This is a genomic window from Chryseobacterium sp. C3 (genome assembly GCF_014218905.1).
Lineage (GTDB): Bacteria > Bacteroidota > Bacteroidia > Flavobacteriales > Weeksellaceae > Chryseobacterium > Chryseobacterium mucoviscidosis.
Genome location: NZ_JACLCU010000001.1, coordinates 569,178 through 581,297 on the forward strand (window position 1 = coordinate 569,178; position 12,120 = coordinate 581,297).

Annotated in this window: 14 protein-coding genes and 1 tRNA gene; 12 read left to right on the forward strand and 3 right to left on the reverse strand. The window is 32.5% G+C overall.

Annotation, left to right across the window (positions count from 1 at the left end; all coding sequences use genetic code 11):
• Nucleotides 1-5: 5 nt before the first annotated feature.
• Nucleotides 6-78: transfer RNA gene (locus H6W53_RS02605), tRNA-Met, on the reverse strand.
• A gap of 101 nt (nucleotides 79-179) precedes the next feature.
• Here H6W53_RS02605 and H6W53_RS02610 point away from each other — a divergent pair.
• The 5 genes from H6W53_RS02610 (at nucleotide 180) to H6W53_RS02630 (ending at nucleotide 6,590) form a co-directional block, all read left to right on the forward strand.
• Nucleotides 180-791: an L-threonylcarbamoyladenylate synthase gene (locus tag H6W53_RS02610; RefSeq protein WP_185204746.1), complete on the forward strand. Its 612-nt coding sequence runs from the start codon at nucleotides 180-182 to the stop codon at nucleotides 789-791.
• Nucleotides 792-843: 52 nt separating this feature from the next.
• Nucleotides 844-1,545, forward strand: a complete 702-nt coding sequence (locus tag H6W53_RS02615; RefSeq protein ID WP_185204747.1) for a CPBP family intramembrane glutamic endopeptidase — start codon at nucleotides 844-846, stop codon at nucleotides 1,543-1,545.
• Nucleotides 1,546-1,549: 4 nt separating this feature from the next.
• Nucleotides 1,550-2,308, forward strand: a complete 759-nt coding sequence (gene yaaA / locus H6W53_RS02620; RefSeq protein WP_185204748.1) for a peroxide stress protein YaaA — start codon at nucleotides 1,550-1,552, stop codon at nucleotides 2,306-2,308.
• The gene (gene prmC, locus H6W53_RS02625) at nucleotides 2,309-3,160 is read left to right on the forward strand and encodes a peptide chain release factor N(5)-glutamine methyltransferase (protein ID WP_185204749.1); all 852 of its coding nucleotides are present in this window, start codon (nucleotides 2,309-2,311) and stop codon (nucleotides 3,158-3,160) included. It begins immediately after the preceding gene.
• Nucleotides 3,161-4,091: 931 nt separating this feature from the next.
• Nucleotides 4,092-6,590, forward strand: a complete 2,499-nt coding sequence (locus H6W53_RS02630) for a T9SS type A sorting domain-containing protein (RefSeq protein ID WP_185204750.1) — start codon at nucleotides 4,092-4,094, stop codon at nucleotides 6,588-6,590.
• A gap of 167 nt (nucleotides 6,591-6,757) precedes the next feature.
• Here H6W53_RS02630 and H6W53_RS02635 read toward each other — a convergent pair whose 3' ends face one another.
• Nucleotides 6,758-7,138: a helix-turn-helix transcriptional regulator gene (locus H6W53_RS02635; RefSeq protein WP_185204751.1), complete on the reverse strand. Its 381-nt coding sequence runs from the start codon at nucleotides 7,136-7,138 to the stop codon at nucleotides 6,758-6,760.
• 144 nt (nucleotides 7,139-7,282) lie between these two features.
• Between H6W53_RS02635 and H6W53_RS02640 the strand changes: the two genes are divergently transcribed.
• From H6W53_RS02640 to gwsS, 7 genes are all read left to right on the forward strand, one after another.
• The gene (locus H6W53_RS02640; protein WP_185204752.1) at nucleotides 7,283-7,519 is read left to right on the forward strand and encodes a TIGR04139 family peptide modification target; all 237 of its coding nucleotides are present in this window, start codon (nucleotides 7,283-7,285) and stop codon (nucleotides 7,517-7,519) included.
• A 122-nt stretch (nucleotides 7,520-7,641) separates the two neighbouring features.
• The gene (locus tag H6W53_RS02645; protein ID WP_185204753.1) at nucleotides 7,642-8,052 is read left to right on the forward strand and encodes a hypothetical protein; all 411 of its coding nucleotides are present in this window, start codon (nucleotides 7,642-7,644) and stop codon (nucleotides 8,050-8,052) included.
• The gene (locus H6W53_RS02650; RefSeq protein WP_185204754.1) at nucleotides 8,037-8,519 is read left to right on the forward strand and encodes a hypothetical protein; all 483 of its coding nucleotides are present in this window, start codon (nucleotides 8,037-8,039) and stop codon (nucleotides 8,517-8,519) included. Before H6W53_RS02645 ends, H6W53_RS02650 begins: the two co-directional genes overlap by 16 nt.
• A 4-nt stretch (nucleotides 8,520-8,523) precedes the next feature.
• Nucleotides 8,524-9,204, forward strand: coding sequence for a TlpA family protein disulfide reductase (locus H6W53_RS02655; protein ID WP_185204755.1), 681 nt, complete (start codon nucleotides 8,524-8,526; stop codon nucleotides 9,202-9,204).
• A 63-nt stretch (nucleotides 9,205-9,267) separates the two neighbouring features.
• Nucleotides 9,268-10,164, forward strand: coding sequence for a grasp-with-spasm system ATP-grasp peptide maturase (gene gwsG / locus H6W53_RS02660; protein WP_185204756.1), 897 nt, complete (start codon nucleotides 9,268-9,270; stop codon nucleotides 10,162-10,164).
• A 229-nt stretch (nucleotides 10,165-10,393) separates the two neighbouring features.
• Nucleotides 10,394-10,969, forward strand: coding sequence for a hypothetical protein (locus H6W53_RS21455; RefSeq protein ID WP_228457737.1), 576 nt, complete (start codon nucleotides 10,394-10,396; stop codon nucleotides 10,967-10,969).
• Complete coding sequence (gene gwsS, locus H6W53_RS21460) at nucleotides 10,927-11,406, forward strand: grasp-with-spasm system SPASM domain peptide maturase (RefSeq protein ID WP_228457738.1); 480 nt, start codon at nucleotides 10,927-10,929, stop codon at nucleotides 11,404-11,406. Before H6W53_RS21455 ends, gwsS begins: the two co-directional genes overlap by 43 nt.
• A 50-nt stretch (nucleotides 11,407-11,456) precedes the next feature.
• Here gwsS and H6W53_RS02670 read toward each other — a convergent pair whose 3' ends face one another.
• Complete coding sequence (locus H6W53_RS02670; RefSeq protein ID WP_185204757.1) at nucleotides 11,457-12,110, reverse strand: rhomboid family intramembrane serine protease; 654 nt, start codon at nucleotides 12,108-12,110, stop codon at nucleotides 11,457-11,459.
• Nucleotides 12,111-12,120: the final 10 nt, after the last annotated feature.

The following is a 12,120-nucleotide window of genomic DNA, read 5'->3' on the forward strand; positions in this document are numbered from 1 at the left end:
CTTAGTAGCGGGAACCGGACTCGAACCGATGACCTTCGGGTTATGAGCCCGACGAGCTACCTACTGCTCCATCCCGCGATATTGGACTGCAAATATACGAATTATTTTTAAAACTCCTAATTTTTCTTTTAAATAAAGGACTTTCATGAAAACTATTTTAATATTCGTATCTTTGAGGTATGGCAAAAATATTGAAAATTTATCCGGACAACCCTCAGGAAAACCTTATTAATGAGGTTATTAGAACCTTAAACAATGGTGGATTAATTATCTATCCTTCCGATACCGTCTATGCTTTAGGCTGTAATATTTTTGATATTAAAGCGATGGAAAAGCTTGCCCAGATCAAAAAAATAAAGCTCGAAAAGTCAAAATTCTCTATTATCTGTAATGATTTAAGCCATCTTTCGGATTTTACAAGACCGATTGACACTTCTATCTTCAGATTTCTGAAAAGCCATCTTCCGGGACCTTTTACCTTCATTCTGGATGCCAATAAAAGTCTGCCACTGGCTTACAAAGGACACAAAACAATCGGAATCCGTGTTCCCGATCATCCGATTCCACAATTAATTGTTGAAAAACTGGGACATCCCATAGCTTCCACTTCCATTAAAGATGATGATGAAATCATTGAATATTCTACCGATCCTGAACTGATCGCCGAAAAATACGATCATCTGGTTGATATCGTAATTGATTCCGGTTATGGAGATAATATGGCATCCACGATTGTAGACCTTACTTCGGGAGAACCTGAAATTATCCGTCAGGGAAAAGGAAATATTTAATTATAAAAAAGCTTTGTCTTTTTATTTAAAATGATGGTTGAAGGTTTTTAGTATGAGTCTGAACGGAAAATATTCCTTAGGAATTCTTCTTACATTTGTTTTGCTCGCCGCAGTAATGCTGTATATTTTTCCTTTTATTACGATGATGACGGGAGAAAAAACCTTTACTGCAACTGCATTTTTATATTCCAGAATGGTGCTCTGGATGGTTTTGGCAATTACTTTTCTGTACAGTTTCCTTATCGAAAAACAACCTTTTCTGCTGTGGAAAGACCAAAACTATTCTTTCACGTTTTATCTGAAAAAAATACTCCGTCTTTATTTAATTTGTGCCGTCGGTGGCGCTTTTTTAAATCTTTTCATCAAAATCATCACCCACGAAAATACAAGTGATAAAATCGCACAGCTTTCATTCATTTTTAAAAACAATTATCCATTGATTATTTTTACCTGCTTAACAGCGGGAGTGGTGGAAGAACTTCTGATGCGCGGTTATAAGCAGCCGAGAATTGAAAAAATTTATAAAAATCAATACGCAGGCATTGCAGTTTCCGCTTTTCTATTCGGAATTCTTCACATGACGTATGGAACGATAAGTCAGGTGATCATTCCTTTCTTCATTGGAGTTGTTTTTGCTTTGTTTTATAAAAAATATTCTAACATTAAGATTGTAATCATGTGTCATTTTATGTACGATTTTGTCTCACTGATGATCATGAATCTTATTAATTTCAAACATTTATCTGCCTTTTAACATTATGAAAATAGTTACATCCCCTGCCAAATTAATGAATGTGGAAAATTCAACCGACCTGTTGAAAACCACAACGCCTAAATTCATTGAACAGTCAGAATTTATACACTCTTATTTAAAACAGAAATCGCCGAAATATCTTTCGGAACTGATGGAAATTTCTGCCAAATTAGCAGACGAAAACTGGGAAAGAAACCAAAAATGGAAGGCAAAACCTTCCGCAAAAGAATCCGCCCCTGCTCTATTTGCCTTTACAGGAGAGGTTTACAGAGGATTAGATGCCAAAACATTAGACAAAGATGCAGTAGATTATCTTCAGAAAAACCAGAGAATTCTTTCCGGACTATACGGATTGCTTAAACCTTCGGATAAAGTAATGCTTTACAGACTGGAAATGGGAAGACCTTTTGAATTTGATGAATATAAAAATCTTTACGAATTCTGGAGAGAAAAGATAACGGAACAGCTAAATTATGAAATGAAAAAGAATGAAATCCTCCTGAATCTTGCAAGTAATGAATATTTTAAAGCGGTTGACCGTAAAAAGCTGAATCACCCAATTATTGATTTCGATTTTTATGAAATGAAAGAGGGGAAACTGAAAACCATTGTGGTTTACACAAAACATGCAAGAGGTTTAGTCGCAAGATTTTGCGCACAGACGAACGCACAGACTTTGGATGATGTGAAGGCTTTCAACTACGAAGGTTATTTGATTAATGAAGAAAAATCGACTGAAAACAAACTGGTTTTTGTAAGATAAATGACTATTTCCGCATTAAAAAAACGCTTTAAAACAGAACTTTCCGGGTTGTATACCGATTCGGAAAGCACTTTTTTAAGCTCCATATTCATCGAAAAAATTGTTGGGTTTGATGCTTTTGACCAGAGAAGATTTGCAGAACAGGAATTGCTTTTGGAAGATGAAAAAAGGCTTCTTGAAGTTATTTCAGAGCTAAAAACTTCAAAACCCTATCAACATATTTTAGGCGAAACAGATTTCTACGGAATGACATTTTTTGTGAATGAAAATGTGCTGATTCCCCGTCCTGAAACGGAAGAACTTCTGGAATTGGCAATAAAAAACATTAAAAGTTCAGCGTTTGATGCTCAAAATTTAAAAATTCTGGACATCGGAACGGGAAGCGGGATCATTCCGTTGGTTTTGAAAAAACATTTTCCGCAGGCGGAAGTTAGTTCTATCGATCTTTCTGAAAAAGCACTGGAAGTTGCCAGAAAAAATGCAGCATTTCATCAGCTTACTATCAATTTCATCCATGCGGATTATCTGAATTTTGATTTAAAAGAAAGCTTTGATATCATTATTTCAAATCCGCCTTACATCGCAATCGATGAAGAACAGGAAATAGAACATTCCGTAAAAGGTTTTGAACCGACCATGGCACTCTTCTCTCCTACTTCCGATGCATTGATTTTTTATAGAAAAATTGCCGAAGATTCTAAAAAATACCTGAATAAAAACGGATTGTTATTTTTGGAAATCAACCAGAAATTAGGTTCAGAAACACTGGATTTATATCGTAATGATTTTGAAGAATCAGCATTGATTAAAGATTTATCGGAAAATGACCGGTTTATTTTTGGAAGAAAGTAAATATGAATGGTTGATGACTGTTTAAATAAAACTCTATGGATTTTTATATGTTTAGCAATCATATTCTGGAGATGCTTAGCGTTCCTGAACTTTAACTAATTTAATAATGATGAAAACAATTGGCTTTAGCCAAAGCTATTATAAATTTTGAATATCCGTTAAACAACCTATTACTATGCACTGATATGAAAATCAATTATTTATAACAGGCACTTCGACAAGCTCAGTGTGACACCTCTAATACTAAATGCTTGATTTTTAGCGATGTCAAGCTGAGCCTGTCGAAGCTGTAGGTTAATAAACGGACAATCAAAAAACTTTTTATTTAACCGCAAAACTCACAAAAGATAACTAAACTTTTATTTAAGGCTGATCATTGTAAATGAAAAAGCTCACCATAGTTTTTAAAAATCTTTGATTTTTATTCTTTTGAGTGCTTTGATTATTCTGGAAATTCGCTTTAATATTGTCTTTTGTGCCTTTTGTGGTTAATTCTGAAATTAGTTTAAACAACTTCACAATTAAAGAACACAACATTTTGATAAATTTTAAGCTCATTTTTTGATCTTTTCATTTTAAATAAAAATTCATACAGATTCATCTTTTATTTTAGGTTTCAATTAAACTTGCATATAAACTTTAAAAAACTTAACTGGATTTTAACCAATCTCCGTTTAATTTTTTATAACAAAATAGCTTTTCAGTACTTATATTGATTTTTTGGTAATCCAAAATCATCAGCTTTAATTAAGGTTATACGATTAAACAATTTTCAACAAATCACACCAATCATTGAACAATAAAGGGTTTTAAAACTTTTTTCAAACAAATTTCACAACAAAAAGATTTAATTTAAATATTTATATATATTTGTGTGTAATCGATTACACATTGTTAAATTTATTTTAAAACTATTAAAACATTATTAATCATGAAAAAGCTCTTATCTTTTTTTATTCTGGCTTTCGGCTCTTTTCTGCTGAATGCACAGGTAACGATTACACAGGCTACAGGATGGCTGGAAACAGCTTACGTAAAATGGAATCCCGTAAGCGGAGCCGATAGCTACAGAGTATATTACACAGGCGGCGGTTTTACCAACAAAATAATTGATAATCAGTTAATCAGAAATTACGGTTCTTACTTTCGTGCAGATATTTTAGGATTAAGCCCCGGAAACTACACCATAAAAGTAGCTCCTGTTACAAATAATGTGGAAGGAACTGCCACAGTTTCAGGTTCGGTTACCGTTCTTCCTCATGACAGAAACGGTTTTGCACACAGCAACGGAAGAATTCCCGGTACTTACAATCTGGACGGAACTTTAAAAGCCAATGCCGTTGTTCTTTATATAACTCAAAATAATAAAAATACGGTTTCGCTTAATGTAACGGGAGCTACCGCGAATCCATGTGTTGGTTTGCAGACGATTCTGGATGGTTTTAAAAAGGGATATGACACACGTCCTCTCGCCATCAGATTTATAGGAAACATAACCGATCCCAGTTATCTGCTAAACGGAGATGCGGTTGTAGAAAATAAAAATATCGCTGCAAGTTCAATTACTCTGGAAGGTGTCGGTTCGGATGCCCTGATCAACGGATGGGGAATCAGAATTAAAAATGCCACCAATATTGAAGTCCGAAATCTTGGTTTTATGCTGACTGATGCTGCGGAAGGAGACAATCTGAGTTTACAGCAGGATAACAGTTATATCTGGGCGCACAATTGTGATCTTTTCTACGGAAAACCGGGAGGTGATGCAGATCAGGCAAAAGGAGACGGTGCGCTGGATGCAAAGAAATCTACCTACATTACTTTTTCCTACAACCATTTCTGGGATAACGGAAAGAGCTGTCTTCTGGGTTTAAGCGAAGGAACGACTTCGGGATTGTACATTACTTATCATCACAATTGGTTTGATCATTCAGATTCCAGACATCCGAGAGTGAGGTATTATTCTGCCCATGTTTACAACAATTATTACGATGGAAATTCTAAATACGGAGTGGGTTCTACATTAGGCTCTTCGGTTTTTGTAGAAGGAAATTATTTCAGAAATGCTAAATATCCAATCCTGATCTCCAAGCAGGGAACTGATGTTGCCAATGGTGCAACCGGAACTTTTTCAGGAGAAAACGGAGGCGTTGTAAAAGCTTTTAATAATTTTATGACGGGACAGACTGCTTTCATTCCTTACAATTCTTCCACAGCAGCAAGCCATTTTGATGCTTATGTGGCTTCCTCGAGAAATGAAGTTTTAGGAACCAACATTAAAGCATTACAGGGAAACGGAACGTACAATAATTTCGATACGGACAATACATTGTATGTTAACGCTCTGGTTCCGGATGCTCCAGCAACTGCAAAAGACAAAACAACGCAATATTCCGGCAGAGTTTCCGGCGGAGATATTAACTGGACTTTCAATAACGCTGTTGATGATACTTCTGATGCTGTAAATACAGGATTGATGGCTTTGCTGCAAAATTATACGTCTTCGCTTGTATCCGTGCAGGGAGAAACTGCCGCTCCGGTAAGCTCACAGACTTTAACGATTGCCTCCAATAATGATCAGACCGTCGCTTCGGGAAGCGCAATTGCTCCGATGGTATTTACATGGGGAGGAACAGCAACCGATGCTACGGTAACGGGACTTCCGGCTTCGGGAATCAGCTTTGTTAAAAATACTACGGCAAAAACAATTACTGTTTCCGGAACACCGACTGCGGATCTGGATTTTACGATAACCACAATCGGTTCTTCGGGAACTCCGATCTCAGGAACAGGCAGTATTTCGATTACGCCAACAGGAACCAATCCGCAGGGAAATGAAATTCACAATTTCACAACATCCAATTTAACGAGTTCTTTCTATACGTTTACATCTGCAAATATGAATTCTACGGACGGCTCTGCAACCTATAATGGATTAACTTTAACGAAAAGATTAAAGATAGAATCTGCAACGGGAATTACTTATACAACTACTGCTCCGTCCTCGCTTACACTTGTGTTTGATCCTAGTTTCGGCGGAACAATTAAGGTGGATAATGTTTCTTATACTGCTTCTTCAGGAATCGTGAACGTTTCAAATATTCCGGCAGGTTCGCATTCCATTACCAAAGGAAGCGTAGCAAATTTATTCTACATTAAAACGGAATATGCTTCTGCCACTATTTTAGCGGCTCAGGAAAATAAAGCATCTCAGAAGTTAACAATTTATCCGAATCCTGTAGAAGATTCTTTCAGTATATCCACGAAAGATACTGTGGAATGGGTACAGATTATTAACAACGGAGGTGAAGTCTTAAAGACCATCAGAGGAAATATTAAAAATGTAGACATCAGAGAATTTAACCGTGGTATTTATTTCGTTCAGATCAAAACCAATAAGGAAATGATTCATCAGAAGATTATCAAAAAATAAATAAAATCAGGTCATTAACATTTTGTTGAGCCGTCTCATTTCTGGGGCGGCTTTTTATTTAACCAGTTTATAAAGTAAAGTAAATTGTATTACTTCATAGACCTGTAATTTTTTAATAATTGAAAAGATGTTGGAAAACCAAAATAATTTACAGTTTGTTTTGCTGACTACTTGTTATTCAATTTTTCTTTTAATGCCTTATTTTCTTCTTTGAGTTCTTCAATTTCTTTTTTTAGTAAGTTGATGTATTCCTGTTGATTTTCTAAAATAAACTCCGGAATATTATAGAAGTAATTATTACTTCCAAAGTAATGTCCTTCATTATTATCAAAATTATTGATGATCTGTTTATTTTTGTCTTCTTCTTTTATATCTTCGATATTCATATTTAATATTTTAGCTATTTTTTCCCATTCGAGATCAGAGATCATAATGTCTCCTTTCTCTCTTCTCTGATATTGAGATTGCGTCATGTGTAATTCTCTAGCCATTGCTCCCTGTGTAAATTCTCTTGCTTTTCTTGCGTTAATAAGTTTAGTTTTTATCATTGTGCTTACAAATTATAAATAACAAATGTAATATTTTATGCTAAAATATTCACATAAATTCACATAAAAACCATATATTTATTTCCAACCTCTTTGATATTTTTGAATTGTCAATAGTGGCAAAAAATATTAAAAATTTTTACGATGAAAAAATTATCAGGTATGAAGAAGAATTTTTCTTCTTTGGAAAACAAGAAATTAAAAGATTTGGGCTTAATATCTGGAGGTACAGGCACACAAACGAATGAATCATGGTCAACATCATCTTGTGATCAATGGAATTGTGCCGATATAGATCATTATTTTAATGATGGAACTTCCAGTCAACGCCAAACAGCAGAAGAAGATTGTGGAACTCAAATACCCACGAAAACAACATAGTGAGTATATTCCTAAAGGAACTTTAATCTAAAGAATGAGTTTGTTTTATTTTAAAACAAACTCATTTTTAAATATTTATTACAAGTTCAACATTTTATAATTTGTCCTTAAAATTGTAATCTATGCAAAAAAACTTTTTTTTTGGTTTTATTCTAATCATTGTATTTTCATGTCAAGTAAGAAAGTCTACATCATTAAATCACATCAATTATCTGAATGAAGTTAACCAAATAGACAGCATTTATCGTATAAAAAATGATACTATCAAAGCTCTTGCAATGTATCAAAATTTGTTTAAAAAATATCCTCCTCATAATTCATACCTTATAAAAGAATATGAAACTTATATTTTTCTGTCTGATAAATATCATCAAGATTTTGGTGGGAAAGAAGGTCTTTACAAATTGATTCCTTTGGTTGCTCCTAATTGGAAGTACAACAGGAAGGATAAAGATTTTTTTGCTTTATATAAAAAATATGGAATTGACAGCTTAGAAATAAAGAGTAGGATAACTGATTGGAAAAAAGTTTAAACAAAAGATTAGTAGATTCTTTCTCCATTGCATTTTTCAGGAATAGTGAATTTAGAACTCCTAAATATGTGAGAGAACAGCAAACTATTAATGATAAAAAAAATGCCCAATTATTTGTATGGGCTTTCAATAATTATGGATTCCCCTCTCTTCAAAAAATAGGACTTTGGGGGAATAATGATATTTTTATGCCCATGGGAAATCTTTTAAATCATATGGCAGATGAAAAACAGTATCCATATCTTAAAGAAAAAATATTGCAATATATAAAATCTGGAGAATGTGAACCTGATAATTACGCAGAAATGATTGATAAGCATAGTTTAATGACTAATGAAGACTCTTATGGCACCTATTCTAATGTACCAATAAAGGATTCTGCATTAGTGAATAGAAATAGAAAAAAAATAGGAATGCCAAGTCTGAAGCATAGTAAAAAAATTCATGATGATTATTTAAAATATTAAAACGATGAAAAAAACAATTTCTCTATTTTTTATCTTATTCACAATTTTAGGTTTTTCCCAAAACAAATACTATCTTATAACAGGAGATAAAGCTCTAAATGAAGCTGCTTATAAAAATTTTAAAGACAGCGTTTCTGTAAAGGGAAAAGTTACAGAAGTTATAGCATTGGTTTTTAAAAAAAATGACAGCACTTTTGTTTTGCCCCATTTAGAGATTAAATCAACAAATACAGTACAGCATTACTTTGACTATCAAACCTATTTTGAAAAAATATTTAAAAAGAATGTTAATTTCACTTCGCTAAAAAGCATAAAATCTAACAAAAATATAGACACTTCAAAACCTTATTTTATCAATTGCTGGTTTATTAACTGTAGTCCTTGTGTGGCAGAAATTCCAGATTTGAATAAACTTCAGGAAGAATATAAAGATAAAGTAAATTTTGTTGCCATTACTTTTGATGATGAAAAGCTTGTAAAGAAATTTCTGGAAAAAAGAACATTTAATTTTATCCATTTATCTAATCAAAAAGCTTTATTACATAAAATGGAAATATCTTCATATCCTACAAGTTTGATTTTAGATAAAGAAGGCAATTTTATAAGTTTCTCTTCTTACGGAAGTTCTATAGGACAAAAGTATACAAGAAAAATATTAGAAAAATTAGTAAATAACCAAAAGTAAGGTCTCAAAAACCAAAAATTCTGAACACTTCAAAAAATATAATGATTATTTCAAACAATAATTATGATACTCGTAATTTCTGAAAATAACGAAAGAACAACAACTGAAATCATACGTTGGCTAATTTATTTAAACAAAAAATTCATCCGAGTGCATGAAGATGAAATCTTCGAGACTAAGATCGAAAATAAGCGAATATTTATCCAAAGCCAAAGAAACTGTTTTTTTATAGATGATATTACAAGTGTTTGGTACAGAAGAGGCGGATTAAGATTTGAAAGGATGAAATATATGGATTCTGCTGTTAATTTACACATGAATGAATATCAGCATTGGCTTGAAGATTACGTTAGAAGTTCCCTTGAAAACAAAAGGCACATTAATAAAGAAAGTAATTATCATGTTAATAAACTTATAGTTCTAGATCTTGCAAAAAAAACAGGTTTTGATGTTCCTGAATATTTTCTGGCTGAAAACACAAATCAGGTGAATATTGAGGATACTATTACTAAAACTATAGCAGGAAATTGTATTCTGGAGTTTCCAGAAAATCATGGATTCATTTATACTTCAATAATTGAGAAAAAAGAAAAAGAAGATTTTTTTATTACATTTTTTCAGCAAAAGATTGAAAAAGATTTTGAAATAAGGACTTTTTATCTTCATGGCAAAATGTGGTCGATGGCTATTTTTTCTCAAAATGACAATCAGACAAAAGTAGATTATAGAAGATATAACAAGGAAAAGCCAAATAGAAATGTTCGGTATAATCTTCCTCAAGAAATAGAAAAAAAAATTATCAAACTAATGACCGAGCTTGGTTTAACTTCCGGATCTTTAGATTTTATTAAAAGTGGGGAGAAATTTTATTTTTTGGAAGTTAATGCTATTGGGCAGTTTGGCAATGTGTCGTTTCACTGTAATTATAACTTGGACTATGAAATTGCTAAAAGTTTATGAAAAAATTTATTGAAGAAAAAAATAAGTTACCACTTATATTTAACTATATTGAATTTAAAAAGAGTAAAATAATTATCAAAAATAAATCTAATCTTACTTTTTTTTTAGAATGTGAAAAATATCAAACAGACTATATGGTGAGATCCAAACCTTATAAACATATTACCAGATTATTGTGAATTATTTTAATTTGTTTAGTAACATTCAAGTTACTAAAGGATTCCAAAGAGTGCTAATTTCAGATCTACAGAGAGAAAAGTCGGAATTATACCCTTTAGAAATATATGAGATTATTAATGATCTTAAAAAATTATCCATAGAGCAAGTAATCGCTTCTTATGATCTAGAATCTCAAAAGTTTGTAAAGGAATATATTGAGGTACTGTTGGAAAAAGAATTAGGCTTTATCTCAAAAAATGATTGGGATAATAATTTCCCGCCACTTTCTCACCAGTTTCTTACTCCAAATAATATTACGAACGCTTATATAGAGCTTGATGATATTAAGCTTTTGTCGAAAGTAAGCCATTCATTATCTTTATTGGGTACAGAATATATTGTTATCTATTATTATCGTACATTAGACATTAATGATATTCAATATATTGAACAATCTTTCAAAGATTCTACCATTACTTCTATAGAAATTATTTCTGAATATAAAGAAATTCATAACGAGTTATTTTTTGAAACTGTAGAGAATTTTTGTAAAAGAATTTATCATTTTCCTTTTTACGGCTGTAAAAAAATCCTTTCAAAATTATGGATAAATATAAATTTACAATTTCTTTTACAAAAGAAATGATAAATATAAATTCCTGTGGAAAGGTGGATCTAAAATACTTTAATACGAATATTCAAAAGGTCGTAGAAGCAATGAATTATAATTCTTGTCTTCACAAAAAAATATCAATAGATAAATACGGCAATATTAAAAATTGTCCTGCCATGCCGCAGAGTTATGGTAATATCAAAGAATTATCTTTAGAAGAAGCCTTAAATCATACAGAATTCAAAAAATACTGGAACTTAACAAAGGATAATATTGAAGTATGCAGAGATTGTGAATTCAGATATATTTGTACAGATTGCAGAGCATATACTGAACAATCACATAGTAATTCTGATGGACTGGATACTTCCAAACCCTTGAAATGCGGCTACGATCCTTATACAGGGGAATGGAAAGAATGGAGTACAAATCCATTAAAACAAAAATCTATAAAATATTACGGTATATAAAATAGAAAAGTCAGCAGATTAATCTTGCTGACTTTTTTATAATATATCTTTTATCCAATTCTTTTCTTCACAAAAATCTCATACCCCAAATAAATTAAAGGAAGCGACATGATTCCGAGATACATTGAATTTTCAATCGCCGCCTGTGGCTGATTGGCAACGGCATAAATAAGTCCGAAAAATGCTCCTCCTAAATGGGCGGCATGACCGATATTATCGTTGTGATTAGGATTCAGCATCATATAAACAGAATAGCTGAAATACACAAGACCAAATATATATCCCGGAATTCCGATGGGAATAAAAAACATATAGATTTCTAAATGCGGAATCAAGGCAATAGAGGCGAACAAAATTCCCGAAACTCCTCCACTAGCGCCAATGGCTGAATACCAAGGCTGTCTCTGGTAAACAAATAGAGAAAACATATTTCCCAGCAGGATTGATCCGAAATAAATGATCAGAAAACCCAGATTTCCAAATCCCTTAATAACAACCGGACCGAAAAAATACAAGGTGAGCATATTAAAGACCAGATGCATAATATCGGCATGCAGAAATCCTGAAGAAAGCAAACGGATATATTCTTTCCTGTTTAATATGGCGCCTACGCTGAATTTGTATTTCTCAAAGTTGGCACTTCCCATAGGAGCAGCAAAACTTATTACTGCGGTTATGATAATGATTGCTATTAAAATATTCATTTTCTCAACA